Origin of the sequence: Myxococcus sp. AB036A, from assembly GCF_006547355.1 — a bacterium.
In the GTDB taxonomy this organism is placed as follows: Bacteria; Myxococcota; Myxococcia; order Myxococcales; family Myxococcaceae; genus Myxococcus; species Myxococcus virescens.
On record NZ_VHLC01000139.1, the window covers coordinates 1 to 18,869 of the forward strand.

The window sequence follows — 18,869 nt, forward strand, 5'->3', positions numbered from 1 at the left end:
AGGCAGGTGCCCCCACCCACGAGCCGGCTGCCCCTCTCCGTGCTCCGGCCACCGGTCCTGGTGGGCCGCGAGCCCGAGTGGGCGCGGATGGAGGCCGCCTGGGAGGCGGGGCAGACCATCTTCATCGCTGGCGAGCCGGGCGTGGGCAAGACGCGCCTGGCCCATGACTTCGCGGCGTCGCGGGGCAGCTACCTGCTGCTGGAGGCGCGGCCCGGCGAACAGAGCGTGCCCTACGCCTCGCACGTGCGGCTGGTGCGGCAGATGCTGGCCCGGGTTCCCGACCCGGATCTGCCGCGCTGGGTGCGGCGCGAGCTGGCGCGCCTGCTGCCGGACCAGGCTGGACAGGAAGGTCTGCCCCCGCCCATGGCGGACGAGGCCGACCGCAGCCGCTTCCTGGAAGCGCAGTGCCAGCTCGTCTACCAGCTCGCGGCCAGCGTGGACGCCATGGTGGCCGACGACCTCCAGTTCATGGACAGCGCCACCGCGGAGTTCGCGGTGCTGATGCTGTCGCGCCGCCACGCGCCCGAGCCCGGCGGCCGCTTCCCGCGCTTCATCGACACCTACCGGACGGATGAGCTGTCGCCCCAGGCCACCGTCTTCGTCCAGCAGCTGGTGACCGCGGGGCTGGCCATCCTGGTGGAGTTGCAGCCCCTGGGCTCCTCGGCGGTGGGCGCGCTGCTCCAAAGCCTGGAGCTTCCCGGCGCGGAGAAGCTGGTGCAGGACGTGACGAGGCACACCGGCGGCAACCCGCTCTTCATCACCGAGACGCTGAAGTACCTGCTGGAGACCGGCGGCCTGGAACGCGGCTGGCCCGAACACGTCCCCGCCTCCGGCCGGGGCCAGCAGCTCATCCAGCAGCGGCTGGAGCGGCTGTCCCCGTCCGCGCTGCTGGTGGCCCGGCTGGCGGCGCTGGCGAAGACGGACTTCACGCTGGAGCTGGCCAGCGAGGTGCTGGAGATGAACCCGCTGGCGCTCGTCACGCATGTGGCGGAGCTGGAAGGCGCGCAGATTCTGAGGGGCGAGCGCTTTACCAATGACTTGCTCTTCGAGGTGGTGCGCCAGGGCGTCCCCGGCGCGCTGGGTACGCTGCTCCACCGCCGGCTCGCCGTGGCCCTGGAGCAGCGCGGCGCCGCGCCCGTCGTCGTGGCCCAGCACTGGCTGGACGGCCACGAGCCACGCCGCGCGGCCCCCTTCCTCGTCTCCGCCGCCAACGCGGAGGCCGCCGCCCTGCGCCACCTGGAGGCCGCCCTGCTCTATCACCGCGCCGCCGCGCTGCTGGACGAGACGGGCCTCTCCGAAGAAGCGGCGCTCGTGCGGGGCCGCGTACGCAACATCCCGACCGCGTAGCCGGCTCGGCTCAGCAAGGCGCCGCCGTCACCTCGCGCGCCACGTCCAGGAAGGCGCGGAAGGCGGGCGACACCTGCGCGCGGCTGGGGAAGTAGAGGAAGAAACCCTCCACACGCGCCGCGTAGGGCTCCAACACCAGGCGCAAGGTGCCGCGCGCCAGCTCCGCCTCCACGGACGGCTCGAACACGTAGGCGAGCCCCAGGCCCGCTTCCGCCAGCTCCACGTGCGCCCTCCAATGCGCGCTGACGAACGGCCCGCGCACCGGCACGCGCCAGCTGCGCTGCCCACGCTCCAGCTCCCACGGGTAGATGGAGCCCGTCGTCTCGGAGCGGATGCAGAGACAGTCGTGCGTCAGCAAATCCGTGGGCCGCTCGGGCGTGCCCCGCCGCTCGAGGTACGCGGGCGCGCCCACCACGACGAAGCGAGTGCTGCCCGACAGGCGCACCTGCACCATGTCGCGCTCCAGCGCCTCCGACATTCGGATGCCGGCATCCAGCCCCTCCGCCACCACGTCCACCAGCCGGTCTTCCACGCGCAGGTCCACCTCCACGCGCGGGTGGCGCCGGAGGAAGCGCGCCAGGATGGGCGTCACCACGGGCGTGACGGCGACGGTGGGCACGGTGAGACGCACCGAACCAGACACCTCGCCCGGCCGGGCGGTGGCCGTCTTCAGGGCATCGAGCGCCTGCTCCACGGGCGGCCCTGCGGACTCCAGCAGGCGGCGGCCCGCGTCCGTGAGGGACACGCTTCGCGTGGTGCGGGTGAGCAGCACCACGCCCAGCCGCTTCTCCAACTGGCGGACGGACTGGCTCAGCGCGGACGCGGACACGCCCAGCTCCGAGGCGGCCGCGGCGAAGCTGCGCTTGCGCCCCACCACCAGGAAGGCATTCAGGGCATTGAGCGGCGTGAAGGCCATTGTGAAGATTTCCTAAGCAGCGCGTCCCGATTTCGCCTGTTACGCGCGCGCGAGCGCGGACGCATATTCCGTTCCGCCGAGCAGTGACAACACCCCAAGGCCAGGAGAGCACCCCTCATGATTCCCGTTCGCGGCTATGCCGCCCAGGACGCCAAGTCCCCCCTCGCCCCGTTCCAGTTCGAGCGCCGCGAGCCCGGCCCCAGCGACGTGCAGATTGAAATCCTCTACTGCGGCGTCTGCCACTCCGACCTGCACCAGGCGCGCGACGAATGGGGCGGCTCCCGGTTCCCCATGGTCCCAGGCCACGAAATCATCGGCCGCGTGGTCCGCGTGGGGGACCAGGTGAAGAAGGTCAAGGTCGGGGACATGGCCGGCGTCGGCTGCATGGTCGACTCCTGCCGCACCTGCCCCAGTTGCCAGGAGGGCCTGGAGCAGTACTGCGAGAAGGGCAACGTCCAGACGTACAACGGCAAGGAGAAGGACGGGCAGACAGCGACCCAGGGCGGCTACAGCGAGGCCATCGTCGTGGACGAGGCCTTCACGCTGAGGATTCCGGAGAACCTGGACCCGGCCGCCGCCGCGCCGCTGCTGTGCGCCGGCATCACCACGTACTCGCCGCTGCGGCACTGGAAGGTGCAGCCGGGTCAGCGCGTGGGCGTGGTGGGCCTGGGCGGACTGGGCCACATGGGCGTGAAGCTGGCCAAGGCCATGGGCGCCCACGTCACCGTCTTCAGCCACACCGACCGCAAGAAGCAGGACGCCGCGCGCCTGGGCGCCGACGCCGTCGTGGTCTCCTCGAACAAGGAGGAGATGGCCGCGCAGACGGGCGGGTTCGACTTCATCCTCGACACCGTCTCCGCACAGCACGACATCAACGCGTACCTGCGGCTGCTGCGACGGGACGGCCACCTGGTCCTCGTCGGCGCCCCGGAGAAGCCGCTCGACGTCCGCCCCTTCTCCCTCATCCCCACGCGGCGGAGCTTCTCGGGCTCAATGATTGGGGGTATCCAGGAAACGCAGGAAATGCTAGACTTCTGCGGCAAGCACAACATCGTCTCCGACATCGAGCTGATTTCCATCCAGCAGGTGAACGACGCCTACGAGCGGCTGCTGAAGGGAGACGTGAAGTACCGGTTCGTCATCGACCTCGCGAGTCTGCGGAAGTAGCCGCCCGGGAGCTCCGGCTCCCACCTCGCGGGACAACAGCCGATAGGCAACGACTGCCCCGGCTCGAAGTCGCGCCCCGCCCACCGGCCCTGGAGGGCAGGACAGTGCACGCCATTGCACATCGTCCTGCCCCATTGGTCAGGTGCCTGCTCGCCGTTCGGTGCGAATTCTCAGAGCATGACTACGACGATTGCGCAGGCCGGTTTCGTGAAGGTGACGTCCCCGTACCCCGAGGAGCAAGAGTTGTTGGATCCGGCGCTCGCCGCCCCCACGCCCCAGAAGGCAGCCCAGCTTCGCCAGAAGGCGAGCCATTGGCTCAGCCGCGCACAGAAGGAACTGCACGACGCCATCTTCGCGCGGGACGGCTCGGAGGCCGGGCTGGACCGTTACGCCAGCGCCCGCGCGGAGCTCGACTCGGCGGAGACGTGGGCCCTGCGCGTCGCGGAAGCCTTCTCCATGCGCCGTGATTGACGAAGCGCCGGGAGCCCCGGCGCTGGACGGCGGCGCCGGGTACGCCAGCGAACGTCACGCCACCCGAGCGGAAGCCTCGGTCCGTTCGGCCTGGGTGCCCTCCGGCAGCGATACCGGCAGCGGCACCGGAGCGGGGCGCTGGCCGTAGGGGAAGTAGTCCTTGAGCTTCAGCATGTGCTTCTCGAAGAGGTTCCAGCTCACCAGCGCGAGCCCCAGCGAGAGGCCCGCGGCCACCACGTAGAACACCAGCTGCATGGGCATGTCCGAGCCCGCCACCGTCTTCAGCGGCGTCTTCAGCACCGTGCGGCGCAGGATGGCGTCCAGCGGCGAGTGGATGAGGTAGATGGCGTAGCTGTACTTGCCGAAGGTGAGCAGCAGCCGCGTCGTGAGGAAGCGGTACAGGACGTGGCCCTTGGAGACGGCCACCGCCTTGTACACGCACACGGCGTAGAGCACGGCGATGGCGGTGTAGCCGCCCGTGCGCTTCACCAGCTCGAAGGTAGGGCCCACCGGCAGCACCACCAGCGCGAGCACCACCGGCACCGAGGCCCAGACCGCCCAGCGCATCCACGGGAACGCCTTCAGGCCCAGCCCTTCCGGGTGGCGCAGCGCCATCGCGAGCAGGCCACCCATCGCCAGCGAGTCCACGCGGCAGAACGTCACCACGTAGGTGCTCTCGATGCTGGCCCCGTACAGCGTGAGCCCCACGCGCACCAGGATGGCCGTGGCGATGGTGCCCAGGCACAGCCGGATGGCGCCCCGGTACGACACCGCGGCGATGAGGAAGGGCCAGACGATGTAGAACTGCTCCTCGATGGCCAGCGACCACACCACGCCGAGGATGGGGTGCGTGGTGTCCACCCACAGTTGGTAGAAGTTGGAGAAGTACAGCAGGTACCAGACGGCGCCGTCGGTGGTGATGCGCTCGTCCAGGCCCAGTCGGCCCGCCAGCGATGGCAGCACCAGGAACGACACCGCCAACGCCAGGTAGTAGAGCGGGAAGATGCGCAGGAAGCGGCGCATGTAGAAGTTGCGGAAGAAGTACGGCTGTCCCTTCGCCTCCCAGAGGATGCCGGTGATGAGGAAGCCGGAGAGGACGAAGAACAGGTCCACGCCCGTCCATCCGGCGCCGGCCAGCCACCACGTCACGCGTCCCGCCACGCTCTGGTCGCTCAGGTGGGTCGTGTGGAAGAACACCACCAGCAGGACGGCGAGGCCCCGCACACCGTCCAGCACGGGCAGGTGACCCTGCAGGCGCGGAGCGTGCGCCGTGGGTGCATCCACACGGCCAGAGTTCAAGGACATGAAAGTTCTCTTATCAACAACGACTGTCATTCAACAAGACCACCACCCGGCGTGCGTGGGATTGCGGTTCGGGGTGTCAGTCCTGCCACCAGGCAGTCGGGCGCGGGAAAAACGCACGCGCGCGTGAAACTCCCGGGCCGCCCGTGACACCTTGGTGCCGTGGCCCTCCTTTCCGCGATGAAAATGGTGCTGGCAGGTGCGCCCCCGTCCGACACGGACCGGGAGCGGACGTTGCTGCGCCGGGCGCGCACGGGTGACCCCGCGGCCTTCCGCTGGCTGTTTGAACGGCACGCCGCGGGGGTGTGGCGCTTCTTGAAGGACTTGCTGCGCGACGAGGCCGCGGCGGACGAAGCCACGCAGGAGACCTTCGTCCGCGCCCATGCGCGGCTGGGCGCGCTTCGCGACGAGGACCGGCTGGGGGCGTGGCTGCTGGGCATCGCCCGGCACGTGTACCTGGAGTCGCTGCGGCACCGGGGCGTCCACGTGGACATGGACGATGAAGTCCATGGCAGCCAGGTGGAGGCGGTGCTGCCCACGCCCACGCCAGAGGACCTGCTCCTGGACCGGGAACTGGAAGGATTGCTGGCGGGCGCGCTGGGGACGCTGCGCGAGGACCGGCGCGCGGCGCTGCTGCTGCGCATCGACCACGGCCTGCCCTACGAGGAGATTTCAGCGGTGATGGGCTGGTCGCTCCAGAAGGTGAAGAACGAAATCCACCGCGCGCGGCTCCAACTGCGCGAGCACCTGGCCGCACACGTTGGAGGCCACTCATGAGCGCTTGTCGCGAAACCGAACTGGACGCGCTGCTGGCCGACGAACTCTCCCCCGAGGACGCCGCGCGGGTCCGCGCTCACGCCCAGGCCTGCCCCGCCTGTCAGCACGCGCTGAGCTGGCTGCGCGCGGAGCGTGGGTGGATGGCGCAGCGCGCGCGGCGCATGCCGGCGCGGCCCGCCCTGGACTTCGCCGCGTTGGAGTCCCGGCTGCGAAAGCCCGTGGTGCCCGCCGCCCCGAAGGTCAGCTGGATGCACTGGGGGAAGATGCTGACCGCGGCCCTGGCGTCGGTGGCCTTCGTGGGCATCACCACGCTCCAGGTGACGCGCCTCCCAAGCGCCGACGAGCCCTGGCCCCGGAACGACGCGCTCACCACCGCCACCCGGGCCGTCGACTGGTGTGACGACCCTTCACGGGAAGCCGTGGCGGCGCTGGAAGCCCGCGTGGGGGCGTGCCTGGTGGCCTCCCCCCTGATAACCCTGCGCTGACGCTGGCCGCGGTGACCTACGGCGCCGGGGTCAGCTGGCCCTCAGCGTGCTGGACGGCCTCCACCGCATCCACCAGGCCGTTGCCGTAGTTCGGATCCCACCCGGCCGGCCCCAAATCCCGGGCCGTCTCGAGCAGGGCTTTGCGCACCATCTCCGCATTGAGCTGCTGGGGATTCAGGCTCCACACCAAGGCCGCCACCCCGGCCACGTGCGGCGTCGACATGGAGGTGCCCGTCTGCAGCGTGTAGTCCAGACCGGTGACGTCCAACGTCACGTCCTGCCCCATGAGCTCGCGAAGCACGTTGGCCGACTCCAAGGACACGGAGACGGTGGGCACCCACAGCTTGGACGGCCCGTTGAGCGTGAAGTTGCCCGTGCCCTCCTCGGCGGTGTGGTTGCCGATGATGACGGCCTTCGCTCCGGCACGGACGGCGTTGCGCACCTTCTCCTCGAAGAGGATGCCGCCGCCGCGGTCAACATAGGCGACGAAGCCATCACAGGTGGCGGCCTCTCCACAGTCGGAGATGCTGCTGCCCAGGCCGCAGTTCACCATCCGCCCCGAATAGGCGCCCACGGCCGAGAACTCCAGGGGGTTGGACGCGAACTGCTGGCCGCTCGCGGCCACCTCGCCATACGGCGCCCCGCCGATGATGGTGGCGCTCAACACGCCCACGCCGGGGGCCACCAGGTTGATGCCCTGGCCGTACTGGGAGAAGCTGGCCCACTCCCCCGAGAAGGTCACCGCGCCCACGCCCACCACGGAGTCGTACCCGGCGGGGAAGGACACCTCGCCCGCGCCGGAGTTGCCAGTCGCCGCGATGGCCAGCACGCCATTCGCCTTGGCCTGGTTGAAGGCCAGCTCCTCGGCCTCGTTCTTCGACACGGCGCCCAGCGACAGCGACACGATGTTCGCCCCCTGCTCCTGGCACCACTGGAGCGCGGCGATGACATTCAGGGTGTCGCCCGTGCCGCGCTCGTTCAGCACCCGAGCAATCAGCAGCGACGCGGTGGGGGCCACGCCCACCGTGCCGTTGGGGTCCTCGCCCAGCCGCACCCGGCCGCCCCCGCCCAGCTGCGCGGCGATGGTGGCCGCGGTGTGCGTGCCGTGTCCGCCGCCCCACAGCAGCACGTTGCCCTTCGAGTCCACCTGCGCGTCCAGGGCCAGCGCGTTGGCGGACCCGTTGATGAAGTCCTTACCTCCGATGAAGGCGGCCTGCAGCTCCGGGTGGCGGTTGTCCCAACCACTGTCGATGACACACACCTTGATGCCCGTGCCCGAAGGCCGGCCCTCATCGAGGACACCGTCGTCGTTGAAATCCCAGACCTTGTTGGCCCGCACCATCTTCAGGCCGTCGGTGTACTCCCCCACGGAGCCCACGGTGTTGGGGGGCGGCCGAGGCTCCGCGCCCAGCCACGCCTGCGCGGGCAGCGGTGGCCGCGACATGCCGAGCGCATACACCGGACGGTTCGGCGACACCGACACCACGTCCGGATTCCGGGCGAGCGCCGTGCGCACCTCGGGAGACACCCGGGCGGACAGCATGTTCAGCGACGGGACGCGCTGCTTCACCTGGCCTCCAGCGCGCGTCACCTCGTTGGCGAAAGCATCCGTGTTGGCCTGCGCGGAGGCGAAGACGCGCTGCCGGAAGGCGATGATGACGTCCTCCCCGCCATCGTCCGTCAGGGCCGCCTCGCTTCGCGCCGCGGACACCACCGCCGGCCACTGGGACGCCCCCTCGGTACCAGGGCACGCCTTGGGCTCCTGCTCCGAGCCACATGCCATCAGCCCCCCGACCAGACCCAGCCAGACGCAACGCTTCATTTCACGCTCCTCGAGTGCCCCGTCCAGCAGGCGTCGTACGTCACGGCGCGGCTGATGGATTTCCAGGGACGCGCATGAACGGGAGGACACCTGATTCCGTTCCCGGAGCGCAAGTTAACCACGCCAGCGAATCGGCCGCTCGCGCCCCTGTCCGTGGCAGGACGTGCCCGGCGAGCAGCCGACAGGGGAGCGTTCGCCCTTTCACGCCTCGGCTGGATCCACGCCGAAGAGGCGGAGCGCATCGGCGGCATAGACGTCCAGCTGCCGTTGTGTCTCCGCGGCGTCCCAGCCCAACCGGGGCGCCATGACTTCGGCCGCCACACGCGCGGCCGCCTGCCCCTGGTCGCGCGTCTCGAACGCCACCTTGAGGCGGCGGATGAGCAGGTCCGACAGGGTGTGCACCAGTTCGTGGGTGACACCCCAGGCGGCCTCGGCGGCCCGGTAGGGAAGCCCCTCGGCGAGCGGCCGGGACAACGCGGCGTCCTCTCGCGTCAGGGCCCACACGCGGCGCCAGCGGCTGCCATAGGCGCGCACCAGGTGGACGGCTGTGGCGTCGTCTCCCACCTCGGCGCGCGCCGCGGCGAACTCGGCATCCAACGCGCGGATGTCTCCTCCCGGCAGGGGCAACACATCCGTGGGCGAGCGGCGGCGAGGCTGACCCAGGCGGCGCTCCACGGCGTCCACCACGTCGCGCGCCATGACGCGATAGGTGGTGAGCTTGCCACCGCTGATGGCAAGCACGCCGGAGGGGCTCACGTCGATGGCGTGCTCGCGGCTGGCACTGCCCGCGTCGGCCTGCGTGCCGTGGTAGCCGCTGGCCACCAGGGGACGGATGCCGGCCCACGCGCTCACCACGTCCGCGCGAGTGAGGCGCGCCTCGGGGAAGAAGGCGTTGGCGGACTCCAGCAGGTAGGCCACGTCGGACTCGCTGGCGCGGACCTCCGCGGGGTGCGCGCGCGTGGACGTCTCCGTGGTGCCAATGATGGTGAAGTTGTCGGCGGGCAGCACGAACATCACCCGGCCGTCCTTGGGGGACAGCAGCGTGAAGGCGTCGCGGTGGTTGATGCGCTCGCGCGGCACGGCGAGGTGGACGCCCTTGCTGCCGCGCACGGCCGGGCTCGCCCCATTCGGCGCATCCAGCCGGCGGATTTCATCACTCCACGGGCCAGTGGCGTTGACGAGGACCCGTGCGCGCACGGTGACCTCCTCGCCGGTGAGGTGGTCCACCACCGTCGCGCCGTGCGCGTGTCCCTGCTCCAGGACGAGCGCCTTCACGGACGCGTGGTTGAGGACGACGGCTCCCGCCTCGGACGCGCCCACGGCATTGGCCAGGGTGAGGCGCGCGTCGTCCGTGGCCGCGTCGTAGTAGCGGGCGCCGCCCTTGAGGTGGTCGGTGCGCAGGCCGGGCTCGGCCGCGTGGACCTGCCGGGCGTTGAGCCGCCGGTAGCCCTTCACGTTCCGGAAGAGGGAGAGGGCGTCGTAGAGCATGAGGCCCGCGTTGAGCTTCCAGCGGGGCACGCGGGCGCCCGCGTACACGGGCCAGATGAAGGCGAGCGGACGCACCAGGTGCGGGGCGAGCCGCAGCAGGCGTTGGCGCTCGATGCTGGATTCGAACACGAGGCCCAGGTGGCCGTGCTCCAGGTAACGAAGGCCGCCGTGGATGAGCCGGGACGAGCGGCTGGAGGTGCCGCTGGCGAAGTCGTCACGCTCGACGAGCGCCACCTTGAGGCCCCGAAGCGCGGCATCCCGCGCCGAGCCCGCGCCGGTGACACCGCCCCCGATGATGAGGACGTCGAAGGTCTCCGTGGCCAGGGCCCGCAGGCGTGCTGCGCGGGACGGAGGCGGGGGCACATCTGATTCGGAGACAACACGGCTGAGCGCGACGGATTCAGAACGCACGGCACAAGTGTAGCGGCGTTGGCCGGCGAGGGCAGCGGAAACCAATGCGCTGCGTCAAGCGCGCTACACGGAGCGAGGCGACATGTGTCCGCGAGGCACCCATCCGAGGGGGGACGGTGCCTTGCGCGTCCGGATGAAGACAGATAGGAGGCGGCCGACCCCTCCCCTCACCCTGGGCTCCACGGCCTTGTTGAACCCCCACGACCGACGCGACCTGGCCAGCCTGGGACTGATGGTCCTGGTGTACGGGCTCGTGGTGGCGCCGGGGCTGCACGCGGTGGTGGAGCACGGCGGTGGTGGTCATCACCACTCCCATGCCCATTCACACCCGCACGGGCGTGCCCACGCGCACGGTGCGGGGAACGAGCACGCACACCGTGGCGATGAGGGCGCGGGGGAACCCGCCCCCGACGATGAACGGAAGAGCGGGCACGAGCACCTGACGGGCTCCGTGGAGCACCTGCAGGCGGTCGCGCTGGCCTGGGCGGTGATGAAGCTGCCGCGCGTGCGTGAAGTGTCGTGGCTGGCGGAGCTCCAGCGAGGCCCCACGAGGGTCCCCGGCTCCGCGGTGCGCCCGACGGCGATGCCCCAGGGCCCGTAGCCGGCATCACCCTCGCGCAGTCAACGCAAGGAGCCTCGCGTGCGGAGCACGCAGGGGTCCGTGTGTCCTGCTTGCTGACTCACTTCTGAACCCGTCCCGGTGGGGTCACTCCCTGGGGCGTCGTGCGCCGCGCGAAGTCCAAGCGTGAGCAAGACGCCGCAGCATGGGGCCTGCGCCGCTGTGTGTCCGTACGTGCCCGTGCTCCTCGTTGCCGCAATGTCGTCGTGTGTCCTCGCCCTGTCGCCCTCGAACCGTCCGCCAGATGCGGCACGAGAGCCATCTCCCGCGTCCGAGCGTGCCGCGGCAGGCACGGGCACGAGCGCACATGACGACGTGCCGCCATTCGTGAACACGGAGCGCCAAGCCCCACCCGCAGCCAGCGCCACCACATCCGTGAAGTCTCCGGCGGAAGCGGACACGTCCTCAGCCAACGCGCCCGGACAGCTTCCCAAGGAAGCATCCTCCCCTCACCCCATCACCCCAACCGCCGACGTCCCCTCGTCGGAGGCAAGCTCCCATCCTCTCCCCTCGGAGCAGGAGGAATCCCTCACCAGCGCATCCGACCTCGATGCCGAGGAACCGCCGTCAAAGTCCACGGTGGTGCGCGGCGCGCGTCCCGCGCAAAGCGCGTCCGAGGTGACACTGGGCCGGGACATCTTGGACGCTGCGCCACGCAGAAACGCAGTGGATCTCCTGCGAGCCGTTCCCGGCCTCGTGGCCTCGCAGCACAGTGGAGAGGGCAAGGCCCAACAGCTCTTCCTCCGAGGCTTCGACGCGCTGCACGGCCAGGACGTGGAACTCGACGTCGGCGGCCTGCCAGTGAACGAGGTGAGCCACATCCACGCGCTGGGCTACGCGGACATCAACTTCGTCATCCCAGAGGTCGTGCAGGCGCTCGAAGTAACGGAAGGTTCCTACCGTGCCGCGCAGGGCGACTTCGCCGTCGCGGGAACCGTCCGCATGGACCTGGGCGTCGCCGAGCCCGGCGTCCACCTCCTGGGTACACTCGGCCAGTACGGCCAGCGTCGGCTCGTGGCCACGGTGCGACCGGGAGACGACGCGGGAACCTTCGCCGCGGTGGAGCTGGGTGAAGGCAGAGGCTTCGGCGCTCAGCGGGGCTACGGCCGCGCCTCGCTCCTCGCGCAGGCCAATGCGACGCTCGGAGATGGGCTGACGGTCCGCGCACTCGCAGGCAGCTACGTCACGCGCTTCGACTCCCCGGGCGTGGTGCGCGAGGACGACCTGCTTTCGGGCCGCAGCGACTTCTTCTCCGCCGCCCTGGGCCGGCAAGGCGGCTCGGTGTCACGGCACCAATTGCTGCTCGGCGTGGACCTGCCGCGCACGGGGAACGGGCGCACGAAGCTGGAGGTCTTCGGCATCCTCTCGGACCTGCGGCTGCGCAACAACTTCACGGGCTTCCGTGTCGACGAGCGCGGTGACGGCCTGGAGCAGACGAACAACGCCACCACGCTGGGCGCCCGCGCCGAGCATCGGAGGTCCGTGACGGCCTTCGGCCGCCCGGTCGCGCTGGAGCTGGGACTGGGCGCACGGCGAGACAGCGTGGAGCAGACGCAGCGGCGCTACCGCGAATCCGACGGAACCTTTTTCTCCGACGAGATTGACGCGGCCTTCACCCAGACGGACGTCTGGGGCTGGGCCGAGGCCCGCATGCCACTGGGCCGCTGGAGCTTCCGGTTGGGGGGGCGCGCGGACGCGTTGGGTGTGGAGGTCTTCGACGCGCTCGCCTTCCGGGACCCGCGTTACTACGACGGACAGGGCTATTCGCGCAGTGCCTTCGGCGTCCACCTGGGCGCGAAGGCGGGCGTGGAGTACGCGCTGGGAGATGACGCGGACGCCTGGCGCCTGTTCGCCAGCTACGGTAACGGTTTCCGCTCGCCGCAGGCGCGCAGCCTCTCGGGGGGCGAGCGCGCCCCCTTCGTCTCCATCCGAGGCGCGGAGCTGGGCTCGCGCAAGGACGGCGAGCACTGGGCCCTGCAGCTCAGCCTCTTCGGCTCGCAGGTGGACAACGACTTCTTCTTCGACCACACCGTGGGCACGACTGTGTACACGGGCCAGACGCTGCGCTCGGGCGTCTCCGCCGCGCTCCAGGCCCGTCCACTGCCAGGGCTCGTCACCTCGGTCAGCGCCACGTTCGCCCACGCCTACGTGCGAGCCTCGGACACGCTGCTGCCCTACTTCGCGCCCTTCGTCGCGCGCGCCGACGTAGGCTGGGACGGCCCGCTGACCTGGACGGGGTTCGGTGGCAGCACGCTGTCGCTGGGCACGGGGCTCACCTTCATCGGTCCACGCCCGCTGCCCTTCAGCGAGCGCAGCGCCACCGTGTTCCTCGCGGATGCGCACGTCGCCATCCGCCGGGGCGAGCTGGGGCTGAGGCTGGAGGTCTCGAACCTGCTCGACGCGCGCTGGAGGGATGGCGAGTTCGTCTACGGCTCGCGCTTCGACCCTGCCACCGCGGCGAGCCTCGTCCCGGCAAGACATTTCACCGCGGGGTCGCCTCGGATGGCCTCGCTCTCCCTGGAGGTCCACCTATGAATCGCAGACACATCCTCACCGGCGCGCTGGCCCTGGCCGCCTCTGCCACGGTCCTGAACGGCTGTGGCAGCGAAGCGGAGCGGCGCACCTTTCCCGTGGAGGTGACGTCCACCCCCATGACGGGCGCCAACGAGCGAGGCTGGACAGTGACGGTGGAGTCCGCGCACCTCTCCGTGGGCCCGGTGCGCTTCTTTGAAGGCCGCGCGCTGACGGCCCGCCGCTTCGACTGGTACACGCTCATCGGCGGCACAGCCCATGCGCACCCCGGACACTACTCACCGGGCGACGCGCTGGCCGAGATGCTGACCACCCACACCGTGGACCTGCTCACCGGCGCCACGCTGGGCGACGCGAGCGCGGTGACGGGCGAGTACGGCTCCCTGGAGCTGACGCTGACGGCCCCCACGCAGGCCACAGACGCCCAGGGCGTTCTGAGCGGCCAGGCGATGCGCGTCCGCGGCACGGCGCGCAACGCGGAGGGCGTCGAGCGGCGCTTCGACGCGCTGACGAGCCTGCCCAAGCCCATCCAGGGCGTGCGCTTCGAGAAGTCGCTGGGGATGGAGGCGGGCCGTGTGCGCATCGCCGTGAAGCTGGGGACGTGGCTGGGCCGCATTGACTTCGCCACCGCGACCGATTTGGACGCGGATGGCGTCTACACTTTCCCCGCCGACAGCCAGGCGCAGAACGCGCTGATGCGCGGCGTGGAAGACACCACTGCCTACGTCGTGACGTGGGTGGAAGGAGCTGCGCAATGAAGAAGTGGATGCTGGGGCTTTCCTGTCTGGGACTGATGGCGTGCAGCGACGGCGCGGGCACGGTGACGTTCACCACCTATGGCGAGGACTACATCGAGAAGGAGATTCCCGCGGCCGTGGGTGGCGAGGACGGCATCGTGGACGGCTGGACGGTGCGCTTCAGCAAGTTCCTCGTGGTGCTCGGCGAGGTGAAGGTCGGCAACCACGACGAGACCGCCATCGAGATGACGCAAGCGCGGGTATTCGACGTGCACAAGCCCGGCCCGGTGGTGGTGGAGACGTTCCGCGACGTACCGGCCCAGGAGTGGGACCACGTCAGCTTCGCCATCGCGCCCAACGCCAACGCGGTTGCAGGCAACGCGGACGCCGCGGACGTCACGCGGATGAAGGACGGCGGCTACTCCGTCTACCTGGAGGGCACGGCGACCAAGGGCGCGCAGACCAAGCGCTTCGCCTGGGGCTTCACCACCAACACCGTCTACGAGCACTGCGAGAGCCCGGGCCTGGGCGCGGGCGTCACGGTGCCCAAGGACGGCGAGGAGACGGTGCAGCTCACCATCCACGGCGACCACCTCTTCTTCGACGACCTGCAGTCGCCGGACGCGAAGATGCGCTTCGACGCGCTGGCCGCCGCGGACAGCATGGGCATCGCGGGTCCCGACGGAGAGGTGACGCTCGAGGAGCTGGCGGCGGTGGACCTGACGGAGCTGCCGTCGGGGCAGTACGGCACGGGTGGCGTGGGCAACGTGCAGACGCTGCGCGACTTCGTCACGGCGCTGACGCGCAACCTGGGGCACTACCGCGGCGAAGGTGAGTGCGAGCCCCGGGCGCGCTGACCACGCGGAGGGATGCTGGCGCGGTGGCACGAACGGCAGGCCACCGCGCCAGCATGAGCCCCCAGGCCCGGGGCCGACCCTCCCTGGGCCTGGAGCCTTCAAAGCTCAGCTCTTGTTGTGCGAGGAGCCAGACGAGTTCGCCGCGGGGTTCCCCCCCGTCGAGTTGTTCCCGCTGTTGTTGCTCCCGCCGTTCGGGTTGTTGCCCGACTGCCGAGGGCTATTGGGGTTCATTTGGTTGGAGCGGTTGTCCTGCGACGCCTTGTGCGCGGGGTTGTTGGGATTCTTGGAGTTGGCGCGCTGGTCGTTCTGGTTCTTGCCGCTGTCCTTGCTCATGGACCTACCTCGGGACTCCCCAAGCGAAAGTGCCGGGGAGGCCTGAAACTAGGAAGCGGCCCAGGTGGAAACACTCGTGCGGAGGGGTTCATCCGGTGTCGGGAAGCACACGACATCGCTCGGTGCCAGACACGGAATGCGCGAGCCGCGGCTTTGCCGGATGCGGCGGCGAGCAAGGGTGCCTACCTCGTGCCCAAGGAGGTGACGCGGCGTGAGGACGGTCACGTACGAGCGCAGTGGGCGAACGAACACAGGCGCACAGGCGCTCCGGCTGGAAGGAATGAAGCACCTGAAGGTGCTGGAGCAGGGTGAGGTGGTCAGCGAGCGCGACCTCACGGGAGCGGAAATCCAGCGCCTGGGCCCGCTCTTCGAACAAGCCAGCCGCGCCCCCGCCCCCGTCGTCATGGTTCCGCAGGCAGGTGGGCCAGACGGTCTCGCGGTGACTCTCGCGTTCGAAGACGAAGAATCCCCTCGCGTGCGCGTCGCGGCCGAGCGACTTCCAGCCCAGGGCGCTGGCCCCCTCTATGACGCCCTGCTCGAGGAGCTAGACCGCCTGCTGACAACCGAGCTGCATGCCCGGGCCCCGCGTCGCGCACACGCGGTGCTGCCGCACCAGTTGCGCGAAGAAGAGCAGTAGCGCCTCAGGGCCGGACGCCGCGTGTCGCCCGCCCAAGCAAGCCGCCCATCGTGCGGGCGGGAGCGAGCCTGTAGCCGGGGTTGCTGCCGAGCTCGGCTTCTGTGAAGACAGGAGCATGAGTCGCGTGCAGTTGTCCGTGCATCGCACGGTGGGAGAAGCACGGCTTCTGGCGGGTGCGCTGGAAGCCATGGGAGTTGCGGTAGAGGTGCGCGGAGAAGCCCTTGCCCCGTTGAGCGGCGAGATTCCGAGCGCGGAGACCTGGATAGAACTGTGGGTGGAGCCGCATGACCTCGAGCACGCGAAAGGCCTCCTGGCAGAGCTGCAGGAGAATCAAGAGCACGCCGAGCGGTCGGTGGAGTGTCCACGGTGCCGCGAAGAGAACCCCGGCAACTTCGAACTGTGTTGGAGCTGTGGCCTGGAGCTGCCCTCGGGGCTACGTCCAAGACTGCGGGCAGTGTAGTAGCGGGATGCATGGTGAGGCGGAGCGCGCCTCCAGGAGAATCGGCAGTGCAGGAAGCAGAGGGAGCGCATCGCCGCAGGCTGAACCGGGGGACCCGAAGCCTGCTCATCGTGTGCACCGTGGTGACGCTCATCCACCTCATTCCGCTTTTCATCTCCAGGAACATGCCCGAGCAGCAGCTGTCCATCGCACGGGCCATGTCGAGCGTGTCGCAGCGTGTCCCTTTCCTGCGGCCGCTGAAGGACGACGCCAAGGCCACGCCGGCGGAGCTGCGAGAGGCCGCGACGCTGCTGCTGGATGGGGCGCCAGATGACGCCCATGCGCTGGCCTTGGAGGCGGAGCGCCGGAATCCCCAGGAGGTCGAAACCCAGCTCCTGCTGGCGAGAATCTGCGACGTCGAGCGGATGAGCCGGTGTGTGAGCACGGCCCTGTCTCGAGCAGAGACGCTGGCCCCACGAGACGCGCGGCCGGACCTGCTCCGAGCGGAGCTACAAGAGAAGGACGGGGACGTCGTGGGCGCGGCCGAGGCGATGGAGCGGGCGCATGGAAAGGCGCCCGGCGACCCGCTGGTCGGACTGCGTTACGTCCACCTGCTGAGCGCGGCGAAGCGGGGCGAAGAGGCGCTGGCCGTCCTCCGAAAGCTTGAAGGGCGCCTGCCGCACGCCAGGCTCCTGGTGGAACAAGGCCGGGTTCACAGCCGAGAAGGTCACGACGCCGAAGCGGTGAAGCTCTTCCGCGCGGCGGTGGCCGAGGACCCGAAGCTCAGCCTGGGCTTCTTCGAGCTCGGGCTCGCCTGGCATCGGCTGGGCAAAGTGGACACCGCGGAAGAGGCTTTGCGCCAAGCGGACCGGCTGGACCCGGCAGACCCCAAGGCGATGGCGGCCCTCTGCGCGATTCAGGTCAAGGAGCGGCGCATCGACGATGCCCGGCTCACGCGAATGGACCTTGAGCGGCGCTTTTCCGGCCGGCCGGAGCTGATTCGGAAGTCCTGCAGCATCCCCTGACGCAAAGGAGCCGGGGACCTACTCCCGAGGCTCGATGCCGCGGATCTGTCGGAGCATGCGGGCGGAGTCCTTCACCTCGACGTCCACGGCTCCATCGGCGCGCTCGGTGCGCACGACGGCCTGCAGGTAGGGAACCGCCTCCGCATCACGCCCTTGATGGAAGAGCAGCTCCCCCAAAGCGAAGCGAGCCCGCGTGAGCAGGACGATGTCCTCGGCGGCGACAGCGGCATCAATGGCGTCGCTGAGAGCGGACTCGGCCATCTCCGGCTGGTTCCGGGCGAGCAGCTCACGAGCACGCTGGATGTGTTTGTCGACGTTCATGCGGAGGGAGCAAGGTTCAACCTGGTGGGGACGCAGGCCGCCTCGCCGGGATATGGGTGAGTGCCCATGGACGAGAAGCGAATCGCCGAGCTGGAAATCCGCTACATGCACCAGCAGGAACTGCTGCAGGAGCTCAGCGGCGTACTGTACGAACAGCAGAAGGTCATCGACCAGCTGCGCGCGGAGGTGGACCGGCTCAAGCAGAAGCTGGAAGCCGAGCCCGGCCTGGTGGACGCCCGTCATGACGAGCGTCCACCGCATTACTGAGGCTCAGAACTTGTAGCCGAGCCGCAGACCAATGGTCGGGTTGGGCTCCAGGTAACCCACCTCGAGACCAATGCTCGCGGCCTTGCCCTGAAGGCCAAAGCCAAACGCGGCATGCGCCCGGAAGGTGTCGCCACGGCCAAACACGAGCCAGGGTCCGACCATGCCTTCGATGTAGACGCCGGACCTAGCGAGGTTCGCACGCAGGACCAGGTCCAACGGAACACCGATGTCGTTGCCCTCGGTGATGAGCATTGCACCGAACCGAGCCCCAACAGACAGGGGCCCCGCGAGCGGCGTCTCAACGCCCAGCGTGAAGTTGAAGACCGCGCTGTCATCAATCCAATAATCAGCCCCAAGCCCGACACGGACCGCGGCCTCTGAGTTCGTGGGTACGAGGAAGAGGCCGGCCGCGAGCAGCGCGCCAAGGCAAGGACGAAGCAGCTTCATTCGAGAGGCTCCTCTCAACACAGCGGGGAGCCCACACTCAACCAAGCCGAGCGCGTCGATGCCAGCAACACGGAGCTTCAAATCATCAAAGGCAGTCGCAGCGGAAGGCAGCGACTCTCAGCGGACGGAGGACGTTCACTGCAACACGACGCGCGACGCAAGCGCTCGCGTCGCAGCTGTGGAGCCGGTTGGCGTTGCCAAGGGAGCCGCGCGAGCCGAGCACCTGCTGGTGCTGGCCACGACGGCGGCCCTGCTGACGGTGGGGGGCGTGCGCCGGCTGCGCACGCGACGCCAGGCCCAGCGCCCGCGGTGACGCGCGGAAACCCCACGCGCCCCAAAACGGAAAACCCCCGGTGTCCACGAGGGACACCGGGGGTTTCTCAAAAAGAATCCGGCAGCGACCTACTCTCCCGCGCGGTTTCCCGCGAAGTACCATCGGCTCTGGAGGGCTTAACTTCCGTGTTCGGGA

At 69.7% G+C, this 18,869-nt stretch carries 21 protein-coding genes and 1 rRNA gene; 14 read left to right on the forward strand and 8 right to left on the reverse strand.

Features of this window, described 5'->3' with window-relative positions:
* Window positions 1-1,347: AAA family ATPase (locus FL344_RS34890; RefSeq protein WP_141621574.1), on the forward strand; the 1,347-nt coding region annotated here is incomplete at its 5' end.
* Window positions 1,348-1,357: 10 nt separating this feature from the next.
* On the opposite strand, the gene FL344_RS34895 is transcribed toward FL344_RS34890, so the two are convergent.
* Window positions 1,358-2,263: a LysR family transcriptional regulator gene (locus FL344_RS34895; RefSeq protein ID WP_141621575.1), complete on the reverse strand. Its 906-nt coding sequence runs from the start codon at window positions 2,261-2,263 to the stop codon at window positions 1,358-1,360.
* Between the two features lie 117 nt (window positions 2,264-2,380).
* Here FL344_RS34895 and FL344_RS34900 point away from each other — a divergent pair, with 117 nt between their 5' ends.
* Both FL344_RS34900 and FL344_RS34905 read left to right on the forward strand, forming a co-directional pair.
* Entirely contained in the window at window positions 2,381-3,430 is a 1,050-nt protein-coding gene (locus FL344_RS34900; protein ID WP_141594205.1) for an NAD(P)-dependent alcohol dehydrogenase, read from the forward strand.
* A gap of 177 nt (window positions 3,431-3,607) precedes the next feature.
* Window positions 3,608-3,901, forward strand: a complete 294-nt coding sequence (locus FL344_RS34905) for a FruA-associating protein, FapA (RefSeq protein WP_090495641.1) — start codon at window positions 3,608-3,610, stop codon at window positions 3,899-3,901.
* A gap of 54 nt (window positions 3,902-3,955) precedes the next feature.
* Here the strand turns inward: FL344_RS34905 and FL344_RS34910 are convergent, their stop codons facing one another.
* Window positions 3,956-5,206, reverse strand: a complete 1,251-nt coding sequence (locus FL344_RS34910) for an acyltransferase (protein WP_141621576.1) — start codon at window positions 5,204-5,206, stop codon at window positions 3,956-3,958.
* 177 nt (window positions 5,207-5,383) lie between these two features.
* Here FL344_RS34910 and FL344_RS34915 point away from each other — a divergent pair, with 177 nt between their 5' ends.
* Entirely contained in the window at window positions 5,384-5,980 is a 597-nt protein-coding gene (locus FL344_RS34915; protein ID WP_228558576.1) for an RNA polymerase sigma factor, read from the forward strand.
* Window positions 5,977-6,465 carry an anti-sigma factor gene (locus FL344_RS34920; RefSeq protein ID WP_141621577.1) on the forward strand — a complete coding sequence of 163 codons (489 nt, stop codon included), beginning with the start codon at window positions 5,977-5,979 and terminating at the stop codon, window positions 6,463-6,465. Before FL344_RS34915 ends, FL344_RS34920 begins: the two co-directional genes overlap by 4 nt.
* Window positions 6,466-6,481: 16 nt before the next feature.
* On the opposite strand, the gene FL344_RS34925 is transcribed toward FL344_RS34920, so the two are convergent.
* Window positions 6,482-8,287, reverse strand: a complete 1,806-nt coding sequence (locus FL344_RS34925; protein ID WP_141621578.1) for a S8 family serine peptidase — start codon at window positions 8,285-8,287, stop codon at window positions 6,482-6,484.
* A gap of 201 nt (window positions 8,288-8,488) precedes the next feature.
* Window positions 8,489-10,186, reverse strand: a complete 1,698-nt coding sequence (gene glpD, locus FL344_RS34930; protein WP_141621579.1) for a glycerol-3-phosphate dehydrogenase — start codon at window positions 10,184-10,186, stop codon at window positions 8,489-8,491.
* Between the two features lie 187 nt (window positions 10,187-10,373).
* Here glpD and FL344_RS34935 point away from each other — a divergent pair, with 187 nt between their 5' ends.
* The 4 genes from FL344_RS34935 to FL344_RS34950 all read left to right on the forward strand — a co-directional run bounded on the left by FL344_RS34935 (window position 10,374) and on the right by FL344_RS34950 (window position 14,931).
* The gene (locus tag FL344_RS34935) at window positions 10,374-10,787 is read left to right on the forward strand and encodes a hypothetical protein (protein ID WP_228565593.1); all 414 of its coding nucleotides are present in this window, start codon (window positions 10,374-10,376) and stop codon (window positions 10,785-10,787) included.
* 144 nt (window positions 10,788-10,931) lie between these two features.
* Window positions 10,932-13,340 (forward strand): TonB-dependent receptor, encoded by a 2,409-nt coding sequence (locus FL344_RS34940; RefSeq protein WP_141621581.1) that lies wholly within the window; start codon window positions 10,932-10,934, stop codon window positions 13,338-13,340.
* Window positions 13,337-14,095, forward strand: a complete 759-nt coding sequence (locus FL344_RS34945) for a hypothetical protein (RefSeq protein WP_141621582.1) — start codon at window positions 13,337-13,339, stop codon at window positions 14,093-14,095. The genes FL344_RS34940 and FL344_RS34945 overlap by 4 nt, the downstream gene beginning before the upstream one ends.
* A complete protein-coding gene (locus FL344_RS34950) occupies window positions 14,092-14,931 on the forward strand; it encodes a hypothetical protein (protein ID WP_141594197.1) in 840 nt (279 codons plus the stop codon). The genes FL344_RS34945 and FL344_RS34950 overlap by 4 nt, the downstream gene beginning before the upstream one ends.
* Before the next feature lie 105 nt (window positions 14,932-15,036).
* Here FL344_RS34950 and FL344_RS34955 read toward each other — a convergent pair whose 3' ends face one another.
* On the reverse strand, window positions 15,037-15,264 hold the full coding sequence (locus tag FL344_RS34955; protein WP_090495650.1) for a hypothetical protein: 228 nt from the start codon (window positions 15,262-15,264) through the stop codon (window positions 15,037-15,039).
* A gap of 211 nt (window positions 15,265-15,475) precedes the next feature.
* On the opposite strand from FL344_RS34955, the gene FL344_RS34960 reads away from it, so the two are divergent.
* The 3 genes from FL344_RS34960 to FL344_RS34970 all read left to right on the forward strand — a co-directional run bounded on the left by FL344_RS34960 (window position 15,476) and on the right by FL344_RS34970 (window position 17,365).
* Window positions 15,476-15,901 carry a hypothetical protein gene (locus FL344_RS34960; RefSeq protein ID WP_141621583.1) on the forward strand — a complete coding sequence of 142 codons (426 nt, stop codon included), beginning with the start codon at window positions 15,476-15,478 and terminating at the stop codon, window positions 15,899-15,901.
* 115 nt (window positions 15,902-16,016) lie between these two features.
* Entirely contained in the window at window positions 16,017-16,361 is a 345-nt protein-coding gene (locus FL344_RS40150; protein ID WP_141594195.1) for a hypothetical protein, read from the forward strand.
* 11 nt (window positions 16,362-16,372) lie between these two features.
* Window positions 16,373-17,365: a lipopolysaccharide assembly protein LapB gene (locus FL344_RS34970; RefSeq protein ID WP_141621584.1), complete on the forward strand. Its 993-nt coding sequence runs from the start codon at window positions 16,373-16,375 to the stop codon at window positions 17,363-17,365.
* 18 nt (window positions 17,366-17,383) lie between these two features.
* On the opposite strand, the gene FL344_RS34975 is transcribed toward FL344_RS34970, so the two are convergent.
* Entirely contained in the window at window positions 17,384-17,686 is a 303-nt protein-coding gene (locus FL344_RS34975; RefSeq protein ID WP_141621585.1) for a hypothetical protein, read from the reverse strand.
* Window positions 17,687-17,752: 66 nt separating this feature from the next.
* On the opposite strand from FL344_RS34975, the gene FL344_RS34980 reads away from it, so the two are divergent.
* Complete coding sequence (locus FL344_RS34980) at window positions 17,753-17,953, forward strand: SlyX family protein (RefSeq protein ID WP_002640911.1); 201 nt, start codon at window positions 17,753-17,755, stop codon at window positions 17,951-17,953.
* Window positions 17,954-17,956: 3 nt separating this feature from the next.
* On the opposite strand, the gene FL344_RS34985 is transcribed toward FL344_RS34980, so the two are convergent.
* Window positions 17,957-18,400, reverse strand: coding sequence for a hypothetical protein (locus tag FL344_RS34985; protein ID WP_194858680.1), 444 nt, complete (start codon window positions 18,398-18,400; stop codon window positions 17,957-17,959).
* Between the two features lie 178 nt (window positions 18,401-18,578).
* Here FL344_RS34985 and FL344_RS34990 point away from each other — a divergent pair, with 178 nt between their 5' ends.
* Window positions 18,579-18,713: an alkaline phosphatase gene (locus FL344_RS34990; RefSeq protein WP_141621587.1), complete on the forward strand. Its 135-nt coding sequence runs from the start codon at window positions 18,579-18,581 to the stop codon at window positions 18,711-18,713.
* A gap of 76 nt (window positions 18,714-18,789) precedes the next feature.
* Here the strand turns inward: FL344_RS34990 and rrf are convergent.
* Window positions 18,790-18,869: ribosomal RNA gene (gene rrf, locus FL344_RS34995) — 5S ribosomal RNA — on the reverse strand; the annotation flags it as partial.